The organism is Caballeronia sp. SL1002, from assembly GCF_057814995.1.
Genome location: NZ_JBYMUW010000003.1, coordinates 278,190 through 292,714 on the forward strand (window position 1 = coordinate 278,190; position 14,525 = coordinate 292,714).

The following is a 14,525-nucleotide window of genomic DNA, read 5'->3' on the forward strand; positions in this document are numbered from 1 at the left end:
CTCGCCTGCACGCTCCCAACGCCCTCCGCAACCACATCGTCATGCGCCCGCAAATGCACGTTCGCGGTCCCGCCTCGCACCGATAGCGCGCAGTCCTTGCCCCAAAGCTGCGTGCGCCCCGCTTCGACGCGCCGGATCATGGCAACCTCGCGTTGGCCGTTTTTTCCGCTTTAAACCAATCCGGCCACCTACCCCAACAGATCCCGCCAATTACGGCATCGACTCAGACAGTGGCATGAATGCGGCCCGGAAGTCGCTAAAGAACGTCCACCTTCGGTTGGCCCGGCGCGAAAGCCATCGCGGCCCGGCGCTCCCGACGACAGCTCAGGACACCCTTCATGCGACTCGGAAAAATACCCGTCACGGTCATCACCGGTTTTCTCGGCGCGGGCAAAACCACGCTCGTCAATCACATCCTGGACGCGACGCGGCCGATGCAGATCGGCATCATCGTGAACGAATTCGGTGAAGTGGGCATCGACGGTCAGTTGATCGTCGCCGACGAAGAAGCCGTGATCGAAATCAATAATGGTTGCGTGTGCTGCACGGTGCGCACCGATCTGGTGGCTGGCGTGCGCGATCTGCTGACGCGCTACGGCGACCGCCTTGAGCGGCTGATTGTGGAGACCTCGGGCCTCGCCGACCCCGCGCCCGTGCTACAGACTTTCCTCGCCGACCCAGACGTGCGCGATCGCGTCGAGCTTGAGGCCGTGGTGGCCGTGGTGGACGCGTGTCACGTGCATACGCAACTGCACGACGACATCGCGCGCGAGCAGATCGTGTTCGCCGATCGCATCGTGATCAACAAGACCGACGCCGCGACGCCTGTCCAACGCGAGACGCTGGCAGCCACGATCGCCGCGCTCAATCCAACGGCGAAGCTCGAATTCACGCATCACTCGGCCATCGACGTGAACGCCCTCCTCGGCGTGCGCAGTTTCTCCCTCGACAACCTCCTTTCGATCGAGCCGGACTTCCTGGATGACGGCGCACACGACCACGAGCATGACAACTCCATCGCATCGTGCGCATTCGTCATGCCGGGCGAAGTGGACGCCAGCCGGTTCAACCGCTGGATCAATCAGCTCGTGCAAACGCACGGACAACAACTCCTGCGCGTGAAGGGCGTGCTCAACATGCGCGGCGAAGGACGCCGGTTGTACTTCCACAGCGTACACATGCTGATGGACACGCGCTTCGGCCGGGCCTGGGCGCGCGACGAAACACGCGAAAGCCGCTTCGTCATGATCGGCCGCGGCATCGATGCAGCCGCCATGCACGAAGGCCTGCTCGCTTGCATCGACGAAGCCGTGCACAACTAAGCCTCACCTTGACTCATGCGTTTCCCTCAATTTCTTTACCCAGGAGCACGTCGATGAAAAAGCCGGAAGCATACACATTGAGCATCGGAGTCTTGGCGGTGGCCGACACCTGGCTCACGGGGACCATTTTCCCCGTGCCGGTGTGGGTCACGTTCATCGCGTGGGCTTCGTTTTTCGTGCTGGGCGGCGGGACGGCCGGATTCGTCAAGAGCGTGGCGTCGAATCTGACCGGCCTCGTAATCAGTTCGCTCACGCTCCTCGGCATCGCCACGACGACCAGCACGCCGTTCGGTGCGGCGGTGGCGGTGGGTATAGGCAGCGCGCTCATGGTGCAGGCCTCGAAGGTCAAGATACTCGACGTGCTGCCGGCCATCGTGTGGGGCTTTGCTTCCACCGTCGGCACGACCGTCGCGACCGGCCATCCGATCACCACGAGCGGCCTCGGTAATCCGGCGCTCATCGCCGCCGCGGCGCTCGTTACGGGTGCGCTGTTCGGCTTCGTGTCGGAGCGCCTCGGCGACGCACTGTCGTTCAAGCGCGCCCATCAGTTGAGCTGAAACCTTTCGTTCATCGTTTTACGGAGTGCATTGTGAAACTACAACACCACCTTGGCGGCATCGAAAATCTCGGGCCCGTCAGTACGGAAACGCGTGTGTTCGTCGAACTGTGGGAGAAGCGCATCTTCGGCATTCACACGGTGATGATGGCCGAAAGCGCGCACCTGTCGGATGCCCTTCACGCGTATCCCGTGAAAGACTTGCCCACCTCGTTCAAGGACGACTGGACCTGGGCGTCGCTGCGAACGGGGGCCGAGGACATGCAGCCGTTCGAGTACTTCAAGTACCGCTATTACGAAAAATGGCTGGGCGGCATCTCGCAGTTCTTCGTGGATCGCGGCTACATCAGCGCGGACGAGCTTGCTGAGAAAACCGCTTATTTTCAGGCCAATCCGGATGCAGCCCTGCCTGAAAAACCGAGCGAGGCGATCAGCGCACAGATCGACGCGTACCTCGAAAAAGGCGATTCCGGCGCGCATGCGCTCGACACCCAAGCGCGCTTCAAGGCGGGCGATACCGTGCGTATCGCCGATCCGGACGCGGTCGATCACACGCGCCTGCCCGGCTATTTGCGCAACAGGACCGGCGTGATCGATCTGGTGTATCCGGGTGCGTTCTCGTATTTCGTATCGACCGGGCCCGATGGTATCGGCGCGCCGATGCCGGTGTATCGCGTGGCTTTCGACGCCGCCGGCATCTGGGGCGCGGGCAAGAGCGAAGCGCAAACCACGATCTACGCCGACCTCTATGAAGCCTACGTCCTGCCTTCGAACTGAAGCGCGCACTTCGTCACCTGTCAGCACAACTAGAGAGAAAGTCATGACCAACCTGTTCCAGTTTTCCGAAGATCGGGAAGCGTCGAGCGCCGCCAAGGTGCGCGCGCTCGAAGCGCTGCTGATCGAAAAAGGCGTGCTCGCGAGCGACTCCGTCGACGCGGTTCTTCAACACTTCGAGACGATGGCCGGGCCGTTCAACGGCGCGAAGATCGTCGCGCGCGCCTGGGTCGATCCCGAGTTCAAGAAGCGCCTCGTCGCCGATGCGCCCGCGGCGATCGCCGAACTCGACTTGCCGAAGGGCATGACCGGTGCGGAAGGCGAGCACATGGCGGCCGTCGCCAACGACGGAGCGGTGCACAACCTCATCATCTGTACGCTGTGTTCGTGTTATCCGTGGCCGGTGCTCGGACTTCCGCCGTACTGGTACAAGGACCCGGTGTTTCGCGCGCGCGGCGTGCGCGAGCCGCGTGCGGTGCTGAAGGAATTCGGCGTCGACGTGCCTGCGGGCAAGGACGTGAAGGTGTGGGACAGCAGCGCGCAGATCCGCTGGTTCGTGGTGCCGGAGCGCCCGGCGAACACCGATCAGTTGAGCGAAGCCGAACTCGCGGCGCTCGTCACGCCGGAGTCGATGATGGGTGTCGCGCTGGTCGCCTCGCCCGCGGCCGCTTGAAAGGAGCACGCGATGTTCACACGCTTCGAGGAATACGCCGCGGCTTCCATGCTCGGCGCCACTGATTCGCCGCCCCGGCTCGACGGCAAGCTGCTTTTCACCAACCGCTGGGAACGCGATGTCTTCGGTCTCGCGTTGTCGCTTTCAAAAGCGGGCTGCTTCGAGTGGGAGGATTTTCGACAGAGCCTGATCGCGGCCATCGCGCGCTGGGAAAACGCGCCCGCCGACTGCGAGAACCCGCCGCACTGGGACTACTACGAGCGTTTTCTCGAAGCTCTGCTCCACGTGGTCGAAGCGAGCGGCGTGCTGTCCCGTGCCGAGCTCACGGCCATCATGATCGCGCGCCGCCCTGTTGCGCTCGCTTGACCTGCGAGTCTGCGTTGAACTATTCAACCGTCTGCCCTACCCGACACTTACAACGAAGGATGCCTGCCATGAACGAAGCCGTTCTCCAACCCGCTGCCGAACTCACTCCGATCCCGCTACGCGACCTCCTGCCGTGGGCGCTGTTCGGCGGTCTTTTGATGCTGCTTGCGCTCTACTTCGTGGGCGCCGAGGAAGGCGCCACGTCGCTTGTTCCCGGCATGGTCGTGCATGAGTTCGTGCACGACGGCCGCCATTTGCTCGGCTTTCCCTGCCACTAATCGCGAGGTCGTCATGGTCAGACAATTATTGGTGCGCGGAATGCTGGCGGGTGTCGTCGCCGGACTCGTGACGTTCGGTTTTGCGAAGATCGCCGGCGAGCCGCGCGTGGATCAGGCCATTTCTTTCGAAGAGCACGCGGCGGCCCAGCGCGGGGAAGCGCCGGAGCCGGAACTCGTCAGCCGCGAAACGCAGGCGGGGCTCGGCCTCCTGACGGGCGTGGTGACCTACGGCGCGGCGTTCGGCGGCCTGTTCGCGCTGACCTTCGCCTATGCTTACGGACGCGCCGGAAAGAGTGGCGCGCGCACGCTGTCGGCGGTCATTGCGGTGGCCGCGTTCATCACGCTCTCCGTCGCGCCGGGCCTGATATATCCGGCGAACCCCCCATCGGTCGGCGACCCCGACACGATCGGGCTACGCACCGGGCTGTACTTCCTGATGATCGCGGTGTCTATTGCCGCGTTCGTGATGTCGCTACAGGTGCGGCGTTTCCTGCTCGCGCGGCTCGGTGCGTGGAATGCGTCGATCGCGGCGGGTGCGGTGTTCGTCGCGGTGGTCGCGGCCGTGGAGTGCGCGTTGCCGGTCATCAACGAAGTGCCTTCGACATTTCCAGCCACGCTGCTCTGGCAATTCCGCATCGCGGCGCTGGGCATGCAGGCCATCATGTGGACCGTCATCGGCCTGCTGTTCGGAGCGCTGGCCGAACGCTGCCTGCCGCTTGCGCGCGGTGAGGCGCAGCATGCGCAAGCGGCCGCCTTTATGGCCGATGGCCGGCTGTGACGATTCTGGATAGACTGAGTTCACGCACGGCCTCGCCCGGCGACGCGGTGCGCGAAAATCCACGGCATGCCCGGCGGGCTGCCTGCGGCTCGCGCATTCCCAAGCTGTCCGTCCTGACGGAGATGGGACCATGAATGGAGCCACGAACGGCGCCGTGAAGCGCATCAAAGTCGGCATGGTGGTGTTTCCGGGCTTCCAGTTGCTGGACATTGCCGGCCCGAAAGACGCCTTCGCCGAGGTCAAGATCTTGAGCCAGGGCGCATGCGAGTATGAAATGCTGACGGTCGGCACCACGCGCGGCAGTCTGCAGTCGTCGAGCGGACTAACCACGGTGCCTGACCGCACTATTTTCGATATCTGCCCCGAATTCGACACGATCATCGTGCCGGGCGGTCTCGGCATCTTCGAAGCATTCGACGATCCCGCGCTCAGCGGCTGGCTCAAGGATCAATACAAGCGTTGCCGGCGGATGTCGGCCATTTGCAATGGGCTGTTCGCGCTCGGCTCGGCGGGGCTGCTCGACAATCGGGTTGTCACGACACACTGGATGGACGTGCCGCGCCTCGCCGCCACCTTTCCGAAGGCGCGCATCGAACCGGACCACATCTACGTGCAGGACGGCAGCATCTTCACGACAGCGGGCGTCACCGCCGGCATCGACCTTTCGCTCGCCATGATCGAAGACGACTTCGGCCGGCAGATGGCGCTCGATGTCGCCAAGTATCTGGTGGTCTACCTTCGCCGCGCGGGCGGGCAGTCGCAGTTCAGTCCGCTACTGGAAGTGCAGGCGTCGCCTTCGTCGCAGACCGTCTCGTTGCAGCAGTACATGCTCGATCACCTGCACGTGGACCATACGGTGAGCTCGCTCGCCGAGCGCGCACACATGAGCGCGCGCAATCTGTCGCGCACCTTCATAAAGGAATGCGGCGTGACGCCCATGACCTTCCTGAACCACGCGCGTATCGACGCCGCGCGTCACTATCTCGAAGCCACCGCCCTGCCGCTGCGCGACATTGCGCGCCGCTGCGGCTTCGACAATACCGAAGGTTTCCGGCGCATCTTCCAGCGACGCCTGCAGATCAATCCCGCCGACTATCGCGAGCGCTTCCGCTCGAGCAACGGATCGCCGGACGCAGGCGCGAGTCAAAAGTTGGTTGCTCTGCGCCAGGAAACAGACCGGGCGGACGGAAGTGAAAGTGCGCTTCACGATGGCGCCGCCGCCCGGACGCAAGATGTCGCGACCGTAGGCGACCCGCACCCCATGCCGACGTCGAACCCGATCCACCGCAATTTCGGCGGAAGCCGATAAGGGCATCCGCGTCCCGCTAAGTCCGTGTGATCCGCCATTGTCGCGGACGTTAGCGGTCGAACTCCTTCGTCTGTTCCGCCTCTTCGAACATCTTGCCAAAGCCGGTGGGAACGAGGTGGGAAGCTGAGGCTTTTCTGCGCCGGGCGGAGAATTAAGAGTCATCGTTGCTCGGCGGGCGGCGCTTCTGCATTCGAGCTGCTCGATTGCGGATTAGAGGGCCCGTCGTTCACCGCGGGCGCGAACGATGGGAACGCCAGCGGGACGAATGGCGCTCTGATGTTGCGGACACCCGCTTTCGCGAGCTTATCTCTTTCCCGCCACGTCCATTCATGCAGCGCAACGATTGAATTAGCCCACTCGGCAGCAATATCATCACTGGCGTGATGGATCGGAACGCAAAGGGGTATCCTAATTCCTCGGCTTCCGAGTTTAGCCTAGTCAGCCCCCGCGATGCGCTGCAGATGGCCAACCGTTCGGGGTTCAAGGTATCCGATATAGCGCTCGAGCGTTTGCGCTACCCCTTCCCTGATATCCTCGGTCCACTTCTTATCATCATTGATGAACGAGTATCTTAGCGCGTCGTGGAGAAGGTGCCGCCACCCGTAGAGACTGGCAAGGCGTGGGTCGCAGTTCTTTACCATCGAAAGCATCGGCCTCATCATCGCCGTTTTGGACAGGACGCAGACGTGGTAGTAGATGGCTGTGCGGATCGGCAAGTTGAGCCGTTCCTGGCGCCGACGAAGGATAACGTCGAACCCGAAAACGGTGACAGCCGAACCGAGGAATCCCGCTAGCAAATTCGGGCCGAGAGCGTAGAGATACCCCTGTGGATCGGTCCATTTCAACGCAAAGCTCGCGAGAGACAACGCGAAAAGGATTCCGCCGAGGATTGTGTACTCGCGGTTGTCGTTCTTTCCCTAAAAATATCCGAATTCAAGGTCAATCCCTCTCCATGTATCGCGGCTCAACAAATTTTTGAGGATGCCCATGGTGGGAGACCTGTAAAGGCGAATAGAGACGTGAACTCGTCGCTGTCGGCGGTCTGCGTGTATGAAAACGAGTGCGCGAGACTTGAACCGCCCCGGGAATCGTGGAGGCTGGTTGGTTTAAGTTGATGCCGGCACAGCGATGGTATTGCTCAATTGCTGGTAGTAGTGTGCCTCCGCTTCTGCGGGCGGTATATAGCCGAGCGGTTCCATCAGCCGATGGTGATTGAACCAGGCCACCCATTCCAGCGTTGCCAACTCGACGGAATCGCGTGTTTTCCAGGTGCGGCGATGAATCAGTTCAGCCTTGTACAAGCCGTTGGTCGTTCCGGCGAGGGCATTATCGTAGTTGTCGCCCCGACTGCCGACCGACGGGTCGATGCCTGCTTCGGCGAGCCGCTCGCTATAGCGAATGCTGACGTATTGGGCACTATCGGCACACGAAACTGTGTCGGCATCGCAATTGTTAACGTGAGCTCCTACTGAACCTGGGCGCCGGTGGTCCCAACTACTTGCCGTCAAGCCACGCCGCGCTATCTGCGCCATTGCTGATCGAGCTTATTTCGGAGGCCGCGACCATGCCGGAAAGCGGCGTGCCGTTGCCAGGAGATTCGAGGAGAGGATCGCAAATGCTACAACTCACTTCCGCCGAGAAGCAATCGATTGATTTGCATTGCGCGGTGTCATCCAGGGTGACTCGGCCGTGCCCCTCTCTGCGGAATTTCGTTCGCATCGGGAAACGACCCCCGACTCCGTCCAGCCTTGCGGCGCTCAGTTGTCGGACGCGTCGCCCCTCGCGCACTTTTGGCTAACGCACCATTACATCGCTCAGTAATTTAATAACGCCACGTCAAATTCACACTACCGTTCAGCGGCGCCCCATAGGTCCCGTAGCTGTATTCCATAGTGGACCAGTATTTCTTGTTGAAGGCGTTGTTCAACGTTCCAGTGACGGTGAAGTGTCGGTTCACATCGTAGCGGGCCATGAAGTCGACGACCGTGTACGCGCCCTGAGTCGCCGTACCCACGCCGTCCTCGACGTAGCTCGTTGCGCTCTGCCAGCGAAGGCTGCTGCCCACAGTCAGCTTGTGGTCAAGATAAGGAAGGCGGTAAGTCGTGGTCAAATGCGCGGATTTCCGTGGGACAAAGAGCTGTGTCGACTGTCCATTGTCATCGATCACGCGCAGAATCGTCGCGCCCGCGCTAATGTTCCAGTCGTTCGCGATTTGCCCCGAAACCTCGGCTTCGACACCTTGCGAGGTGGCGTCACCCCCGGAGTAAAAGTAGTTTCCCGTGCTCGCGTTGAATCCCGCCGATGCGGCGATATTCGACTGATGCACGCGATACACCGTGAGCGAGGTGTTCAGGCGGTTATCGAAAAATGCACCCTTGATCCCTGCTTCGGAGCTGTGTCCACGCGCGGGTCCGAGCAACTGGTTGTCGATGTTGAGTTGGTACTGCGGATTGAAGATTTTGGTAAAGCTCGCGTACGCAGTGATCTGGTTGGTCAGATCGTACGTGAGCCCGACGTATGGCGCCGATCCAGACGATTGCTGATCGTATGGACTTCCATCGGCGCTTCCACTGCTCGCCGCTTGCGTGTAATTGATGCCCAGAAGCAGATGCGCGCGGTCCGTCAAACTCCACCGCGACGAGGCATAGAGCGAGCGCCTGACATCGAGATAATTGATGTGGGAAGTGGCATCCCCAAACGCCGGTTCCGGGTAGCTACCCGCCAGCAAATCGGCATAGCTGACGGGCGTTCCGTCGCCATCGCCTTCGACAGACGGATTCGAAAACTGCGAACGCGAAAAATTGGCGCCGAAAGCAAGGTCATGCGTGCGGCCAAACAGATCGATCTTGCCGGTCACGCTCGAGTCGAGCACTACCTGATGGTTCGACGAGACATACGACGATGTATACGAATTGACCCCCGACCCATCTGCGTTCAGCGAACCGTAGGGGTAGAAAAACTTCGCGTCGTTGTAGATGTCGTTGTAGTTGACCGACGTTTTCCACGACCACCGCTGGCCTAGCTGCTGCGTCAGTTCCGCAAAAGCGCGCTGCTCCTGGGTGTTGAAGTAGGCCCATTTCGGCGCCATGCTTGCGCCTACGCTGTAACCGAGCTGGTTGCCCGATGCGTCGAGGAAGGGCAAGCCGCCCCAACTCGCGCCTTTTAGCTTGTTGTACTCGTAGCTGAAACCCAGGGTTGCCAGTGTGGTCGGGGTCACGTTAATGTCCACCACACCGTAGACGAGATCCTTGCTGGGCTGCAGACGGTCGGTATAGGAATCGCCCTCCTGGTGAACAGCGACCAAGCGCCCCGCCACAGTTCCCGCCCTGTTCAGCGGTCCGGAGATATCGACATCGATCCGTTTCGTGTCCCACGACCCGTACGAAATGTTGGCGGACGCCTGAAACTGATAGGTCGGACGCTTACGGATGAAATTCACTGTAGCCGATGGGTTGCCTGTCTCGGCATTCAGTCCGTCGGCGCCGCGTAGCACCTCCACTCGGTCGAACAGCGCCATGTCGAGGTCGCCATATTGGGCTGTATAAATCAGCGGAATGCCGACCCCATCGAACTGGAGGTTGGTAATGTGAAATCCACGGGACGTGTAATCGGTGGCGTAGGAATCGTACGATTCGACGGTCACGCCCGTCACCTGCCTCAGCGCGTCGTTGATGCTGTTCAGCTGAAAATCATCCATCTGTTGTCGCGTGAGCACTGAAACAGATTGCGGCGTTTCTTTGGGCGACAGCGCGATCTTGCTGCCTGCCGTGGTCGACTGAATGGTGTACGCGTGCGTCATCTCTGTCGGAGCCTGTTCACTTTCGCCGCTCGCCTGAATTTTGACGACTGGCAACTGCGCATCTTCAGTCGTTTCCGCCACTGTCCTCGCATTTGTACCGGGTGCGGGTACGGTCTCGTTCGTCAAAGCGCCGGTGCGGACGCTGCTGCCCGTGGCGGTCACCTCCGGACTCGTCTGAGCCCGGACGATTATTGGCGTCATGCCTGCGATTGCCAGCATGAGCGCGGCAGGCCGAAAAGCGCCGCGCTTTGGCCGGCTGCCAAGAGTTGCCGTGGACGCGCGCGGCTGACGTCGCGCTAAGGAAAGACCAACCATAGAATGATTCCTAAAAATGGCCTCATTCTAAATGAGACGGATTCGCATTCGCAACTAAGGAAAGCGCAATTTACGGCCGGGGTCCTGCAAAGACCTCTCGTGGAAACCCGCGTCGGGTTCCGCCCCGACCATTTATCCATTACATTTCCCGCTAACCAACGCCTCGGAACGCGTATGCAAAAAGCTCGATCGATTCGCGGCCCTCTATCGATACCGCTTCTGGTTGGCGGCCTACTTGCGTTTCCGTCCGCGGCGTATGCACAAGAATTTTCAGTTCTCGCCGGTCCGCTCGTGAGCGACAGCGCGAATTCCTATTCATGGGATGCGACTTACCGCGAAGGTCTCGGGCGCTACGCGGTGTGGAGCTTTTCGTGGATAAACGAGGGGCATATACCTGACCACCATCGCGACGGCCCGGCCCTCCAAGTCTGGGCAAGACTGCCGGCGTTGAACGATCGGCTGGAGCTTTCGGCCGGAGTCGGTCCTTATCGATATTTCGACACGACTGCGGCAGGTGCCGGTCGAGACTATTCGAATACTCACGGTTGGGGCGCGTTGTGGAGCGCGCGTGCAGCGTGGTACTTCGACAGACGCTGGATTGCCCAGATTCAACTGAATCACGCCCAGGTCTTTGGCGGGCTCGATACGACTGCGTTGCTGTTCGGCGTAGGCTACGAACTGGAAGGAAACGACGAGCCGGGTCCACGAGAGCGCCCCATCTCGCGCACAACGAGCGCCACCAAAAACGAAATCACTGCGATGATTGGCGCGACGATCCTAAACGGCAATGGTTCTGAATCGGCCCTAGCCGGCGGCCTGGAATACAGGCGGGGCATATGGCGGTACGTCGATGCAACCGCTTCGTATATTCACGAGGGCGGCCATGTTCAGTCGCGCCGCGACGGTGTCGCAGCGCAACTGTGGGCCACGCGCGCCTTCTTCGATGACCGTTTAGCCCTGTCTGCCGGCATCGGGCCTTACGTCGCGATCACGCAAAACGACGACCTACCCGAAAACCGGACCGGCGATGGCCGCATCTCGGGGCTCCTCTCGGTATCGGCCAGCTACCGGCTTGGCCAACGATGGTTGACGCGTTTGACCTGGAACCGCGTCGTTACACGTTACGATCGCGATACCGATGTGATTGAAGCCGGAATTGGCATGCGTTTTTGAGAGAGATTTTTTGGCGGTTAGATGATGCGGATATGATCGCCTTCGAAACACAGCGATGAGCGATTTTGTCCAAGTTGCCCGAATTCGCATCTTCGTCAACTTCCCGCGGTGCACGGAGGATGCACCGGTCTCAGTGGCCGAGGTGACCCCATTCATAGCAAAGCACTGTCAAATCCTCGACAAACCGATGAATTGACCCGGCGCCAAGTAAAACACCCGATTTCGCCCGCCTATGAAGATTTTTCCCCAAATAACGGGTCTTACAGAAAAAACTATCGTCTATCCACGGTACTGCAACCAAAAGCTCGGGCTTCTGTTAGCTCAGGTCACTTGTCTACGTCAAAGATGCGGAGGATAATCCACATGAAATTCAACATGGATAATGCACATGGGAAAGGCACTTGAAGTTCGACCGCGCAAGTCTACAAATGTCACGCTGCCGCCTGAAATTTTGGAACGCGCCAAGGCTTTGGGGATCAATCTGTCGCGTGCAAGCGAGCGCGGCGTGCGTGAGGAGATTCAAGAAGCGGAGGCTCGCCGTTGGGCCGACGATAACGCCGAATTGGTAACCGCGTACACCGCAATGGTTGACCGAGACGGGCTGCCGCTTGCCAAACATCGGACCTTCTAAGTGGCGCGTTTTGATCTGTACGCGAACCCCGATGAGGAAATGCAACGACTGGCGCCTTATCTACTGGATATTCAAAGCACCCACGTCGGTGTTTTACCCACGCGTATCGTTATCCCGTTGCGACCCGTTGCGCACCTCGCATTTTCAGGCAGGCCATCTGATTTACTACCTGTCTTCGAGATAAACGGCGAGCGATGTTTCCTTGATACACCCGGCATGAGCGCTGTCCCATTGAACGCGTTAGGCAGACGGATCGGCTCTCTTTCAAATGAGCGCGAAGCCATCCTAGCCGCCCTTGATCGAATTTTCGGTGCCTACTGATCGGGGAAAGCTAACTTGGCGACGGGGTGCTCGTGGCGCGGCAACGCATCGGTGGCCACGGTGATTCTGTGTAATGCCGCGCCTTTCCGTGCGTGATCGCGAGCGTGCGTTTTTGTACGGCACGCTCGCCTACGTGAACTATTAAACTTCGTAATGCAGGCGCCAGCGTTTCGCGATCGCGAAACGATGCGGAAGGCGCTTCTCCGGGCTTTCGAAGCGCTTGTCGTATTGCGCAGCATGCTCCGCAAGAGTCAGCGACCGGCTGACCTGACGTCGGAGCGGACAGCACCTTCAGTCGCGGAACGTCTCTCCTAGCGCCACCACACTCGTCGTCTCTTGCGCCCAGTAACTCGGCAGCGCCTTATTGTTCTGCGTTCGGCGCGGCAGACGCCTGCATCGCCTGACGATCGGCAAACTTGTTTATGCTGCCTACGAAGCGGACTATGCGTCCCCTCGATTACCCGACCGGGCCGCTCAATATGGTGTGCCCTATCTCCTATATTTCGGTCATTTGAGCGACGAGCGTCATGGCGTCGGGTTGCTGATTGTATTTCAGGCCCCGACACCATTTCGCTATCGGAGTCTAAAGAGCGACTCCGCATCGTCGTTCAATATTGCGCCGACCCATTTAAAGGCTCTCGGAAAATGTGCCGTGCAGGAAACCTGTCATGCCTCAGGTTGTTCGAGCACCTTACCCTTCGTCTCGATCCCAAGAAAGTGCACGGCGATCGCCGCGATCATCGGCACAACGGCGAGCGCATAGAAGGCGATGTCTAAATGGCCGCCAACGAGCGTGTTGCCAACCAGCGCTGGCGCAAAGATCGCCGCGACCTTCAGCCACGCGCCGCCGAGACCGCAACCGAACGCCCGAATGCTGGTCGGATAGAGCTCCGGTGTGTATACGTACGCCGTAATGAACCCACACGCCATTAGACCGAGCGCAACTGAGCAGAGCGTTGCCACCACATATACCGACTGCGCGTGAAACAGACCGGCCAGCGCTAGCGACACCGCACACAATGCGAACGACAAGTTGATGACCGGCTTTCGGCCAACTTTGTCGACTACCAGCGCGCAGGTGAGCGAGCCAAGGACGCCCAGCACGGAAGCCGCCACCGCGAGATTGAGCGCGAGTTGCAGCGGTGCGTGATAGACGGTCTTGTAGATCGTCGGCAACCACGTCGAAAGGCCATACTGGATCACGCCGCACGTCATCCACAGCAGAGCGACAGCAATCGTGCGCTTGATGTACGCCGGCCCGATCAGGTCCAGCCGCCGACGCTTCGGATGACGGTTTGCCATCGTTTCGTATTCAGCCAGGTTGGCGATGGCGGGTACCGGGCCCTTCACGCTGGTCTCGAAAGCGTTCAACGCGCGATCCGCCTCCGCCATGCGCTCTCGTTCACTGAGCCAGCGCGGCGATTCCGGCACAAGGCGGCGCAGCAGGTCGATTCTACGACCATGTTTTTCATTTTCCGGCACTTCGAGCGCATGCACTATGCACACGACTTTGGGGCGTCCTCGACGCCGCGCCCATCACCGTTTTGCACGAACCATTGCTGCCGCCGAAAGGCCGAGCGCGAGAGCGCCGTAGATCCAGCCGAAGCGGCTTCGCGGAATGTGAGCTTCAAAACCCGGAGTCACTCGCTGCGGCACGACATGGTAGTCCACTACGTAAGCGACGCCGGCAGTCAGTACCGCGGCGTTGACAATCCGGGCGGGGTCTTCTTCCGCGCCGCGCAGCGCCTCGAAGAGAACTCCCCAAAAGATGCTGCTTCCCCAATGAACCCCTGCGCCAGTTGCCGTGTACCGCACGCTCGGACGTTGCTCGAAGAAGGCAGTCCGCGGCCAGAGACAATGCGTAACGGCATTGAGCGGCGCATATATCGAAGCACCTTCGGAACGCGCAAGGCGCGCCGCGACCAAAGCTGACGAAAACGCGGCGGCACTTCCGGTTAAGGTCGCCCGATGGAGGATCTTCCATAACTTCATGATCGTGTCCGGTCGGTTCTAAAATACGGGAATGGGGTGATCGCCACGCTTCCCGATTTGCCCGCGCACTTGGCGGAACGTCACGGTGTGCCCGAACTTGGCTAAGGCTTCTTGCCCGACCATGCACGCTGATCGACGAGGTCGATCAGCATACCATCACCGTCAAAAATTGCTGCTGTCGTCATATTTTTCACTCCATTTCTACATGCCACTTGAGCGCAGTATGTTTTATGCACGT

The 14,525-nt window shown here is 60.3% G+C and carries 14 protein-coding genes and 2 pseudogenes; 11 read left to right on the forward strand and 5 right to left on the reverse strand.

Annotated elements, in window-relative coordinates:
* Positions 1–338: 338 nt before the first annotated feature.
* The 8 genes from AC3D25_RS18705 (at position 339) to AC3D25_RS18740 (ending at position 6,056) form a co-directional block, all read left to right on the forward strand.
* A complete protein-coding gene (locus AC3D25_RS18705; protein WP_488889953.1) occupies positions 339–1,322 on the forward strand; it encodes a CobW family GTP-binding protein in 984 nt (327 codons plus the stop codon).
* 53 nt (positions 1,323–1,375) lie between these two features.
* Positions 1,376–1,879, forward strand: a complete 504-nt coding sequence (locus tag AC3D25_RS18710) for a DUF1097 domain-containing protein (protein WP_488889954.1) — start codon at positions 1,376–1,378, stop codon at positions 1,877–1,879.
* A 32-nt stretch (positions 1,880–1,911) separates the two neighbouring features.
* Entirely contained in the window at positions 1,912–2,655 is a 744-nt protein-coding gene (nthB, locus tag AC3D25_RS18715; RefSeq protein WP_488889955.1) for a nitrile hydratase subunit beta, read from the forward strand.
* A gap of 43 nt (positions 2,656–2,698) precedes the next feature.
* Positions 2,699–3,325: a nitrile hydratase subunit alpha gene (gene nthA / locus AC3D25_RS18720; protein WP_488889956.1), complete on the forward strand. Its 627-nt coding sequence runs from the start codon at positions 2,699–2,701 to the stop codon at positions 3,323–3,325.
* A 12-nt stretch (positions 3,326–3,337) separates the two neighbouring features.
* Positions 3,338–3,691: a nitrile hydratase accessory protein gene (locus tag AC3D25_RS18725; RefSeq protein ID WP_488889957.1), complete on the forward strand. Its 354-nt coding sequence runs from the start codon at positions 3,338–3,340 to the stop codon at positions 3,689–3,691.
* 68 nt (positions 3,692–3,759) lie between these two features.
* Positions 3,760–3,969 (forward strand): CbtB domain-containing protein, encoded by a 210-nt coding sequence (locus AC3D25_RS18730; RefSeq protein WP_488889958.1) that lies wholly within the window; start codon positions 3,760–3,762, stop codon positions 3,967–3,969.
* Between the two features lie 13 nt (positions 3,970–3,982).
* The gene (locus tag AC3D25_RS18735) at positions 3,983–4,747 is read left to right on the forward strand and encodes a CbtA family protein (RefSeq protein WP_488889959.1); all 765 of its coding nucleotides are present in this window, start codon (positions 3,983–3,985) and stop codon (positions 4,745–4,747) included.
* A 130-nt stretch (positions 4,748–4,877) separates the two neighbouring features.
* Entirely contained in the window at positions 4,878–6,056 is a 1,179-nt protein-coding gene (locus AC3D25_RS18740) for a GlxA family transcriptional regulator (protein ID WP_488889960.1), read from the forward strand.
* A 434-nt stretch (positions 6,057–6,490) separates the two neighbouring features.
* Here AC3D25_RS18740 and AC3D25_RS18745 read toward each other — a convergent pair whose 3' ends face one another.
* The 3 genes and pseudogenes from AC3D25_RS18745 to AC3D25_RS18755 all read right to left on the reverse strand — a co-directional run bounded on the left by AC3D25_RS18745 (position 6,491) and on the right by AC3D25_RS18755 (position 10,170).
* Positions 6,491–6,901 carry a hypothetical protein gene (locus AC3D25_RS18745; protein WP_488889961.1) on the reverse strand — a complete coding sequence of 137 codons (411 nt, stop codon included), beginning with the start codon at positions 6,899–6,901 and terminating at the stop codon, positions 6,491–6,493.
* A 261-nt stretch (positions 6,902–7,162) separates the two neighbouring features.
* Positions 7,163–7,471: pseudogene (locus AC3D25_RS18750) on the reverse strand (integrase core domain-containing protein); the annotation flags it as partial.
* A 407-nt stretch (positions 7,472–7,878) separates the two neighbouring features.
* The gene (locus AC3D25_RS18755) at positions 7,879–10,170 is read right to left on the reverse strand and encodes a TonB-dependent siderophore receptor (protein WP_488889962.1); all 2,292 of its coding nucleotides are present in this window, start codon (positions 10,168–10,170) and stop codon (positions 7,879–7,881) included.
* Positions 10,171–10,344: 174 nt separating this feature from the next.
* Between AC3D25_RS18755 and AC3D25_RS18760 the strand changes: the two genes are divergently transcribed.
* The 3 genes from AC3D25_RS18760 (at position 10,345) to AC3D25_RS18770 (ending at position 12,295) form a co-directional block, all read left to right on the forward strand.
* Positions 10,345–11,343: a hypothetical protein gene (locus tag AC3D25_RS18760; RefSeq protein ID WP_488889963.1), complete on the forward strand. Its 999-nt coding sequence runs from the start codon at positions 10,345–10,347 to the stop codon at positions 11,341–11,343.
* Positions 11,344–11,731: 388 nt separating this feature from the next.
* Positions 11,732–11,974: a type II toxin-antitoxin system CcdA family antitoxin gene (locus tag AC3D25_RS18765; RefSeq protein ID WP_488889964.1), complete on the forward strand. Its 243-nt coding sequence runs from the start codon at positions 11,732–11,734 to the stop codon at positions 11,972–11,974.
* Positions 11,975–12,295 carry a CcdB family protein gene (locus tag AC3D25_RS18770; RefSeq protein ID WP_488889965.1) on the forward strand — a complete coding sequence of 107 codons (321 nt, stop codon included), beginning with the start codon at positions 11,975–11,977 and terminating at the stop codon, positions 12,293–12,295.
* Positions 12,296–12,961: 666 nt separating this feature from the next.
* Here the strand turns inward: AC3D25_RS18770 and AC3D25_RS18775 are convergent.
* Both AC3D25_RS18775 and AC3D25_RS18780 read right to left on the reverse strand, forming a co-directional pair.
* Positions 12,962–13,741, reverse strand: a pseudogene (locus AC3D25_RS18775) (MFS transporter); the annotation flags it as partial.
* Between the two features lie 90 nt (positions 13,742–13,831).
* Positions 13,832–14,287 (reverse strand): hypothetical protein, encoded by a 456-nt coding sequence (locus AC3D25_RS18780; protein WP_488889966.1) that lies wholly within the window; start codon positions 14,285–14,287, stop codon positions 13,832–13,834.
* Positions 14,288–14,525 lie beyond the last annotated feature (238 nt).

Bases quoted from the DNA above. Each gene is read 5' to 3' on its own strand.
- AC3D25_RS18705 (WP_488889953.1), top strand. From the start codon at position 339: ATGCGACTCGGAAAAATACCCGTCACGGTCATCACCGGTTTTCTCGGC.
- AC3D25_RS18710 (WP_488889954.1), top strand. From the start codon at position 1,376: ATGAAAAAGCCGGAAGCATACACATTGAGCATCGGAGTCTTGGCGGTG.
- nthA (WP_488889956.1), top strand. From the start codon at position 2,699: ATGACCAACCTGTTCCAGTTTTCCGAAGATCGGGAAGCGTCGAGCGCC.
- AC3D25_RS18725 (WP_488889957.1), top strand. From the start codon at position 3,338: ATGTTCACACGCTTCGAGGAATACGCCGCGGCTTCCATGCTCGGCGCC.
- AC3D25_RS18730 (WP_488889958.1), top strand. From the start codon at position 3,760: ATGAACGAAGCCGTTCTCCAACCCGCTGCCGAACTCACTCCGATCCCG.
- AC3D25_RS18735 (WP_488889959.1), top strand. From the start codon at position 3,983: ATGGTCAGACAATTATTGGTGCGCGGAATGCTGGCGGGTGTCGTCGCC.
- AC3D25_RS18740 (WP_488889960.1), top strand. From the start codon at position 4,878: ATGAATGGAGCCACGAACGGCGCCGTGAAGCGCATCAAAGTCGGCATG.
- AC3D25_RS18755 (WP_488889962.1), bottom strand. From the start codon at position 10,170: ATGGTTGGTCTTTCCTTAGCGCGACGTCAGCCGCGCGCGTCCACGGCA.
- AC3D25_RS18760 (WP_488889963.1), top strand. From the start codon at position 10,345: ATGCAAAAAGCTCGATCGATTCGCGGCCCTCTATCGATACCGCTTCTG.
- AC3D25_RS18765 (WP_488889964.1), top strand. From the start codon at position 11,732: ATGGGAAAGGCACTTGAAGTTCGACCGCGCAAGTCTACAAATGTCACG.
- AC3D25_RS18780 (WP_488889966.1), bottom strand. From the start codon at position 14,287: ATGAAGTTATGGAAGATCCTCCATCGGGCGACCTTAACCGGAAGTGCC.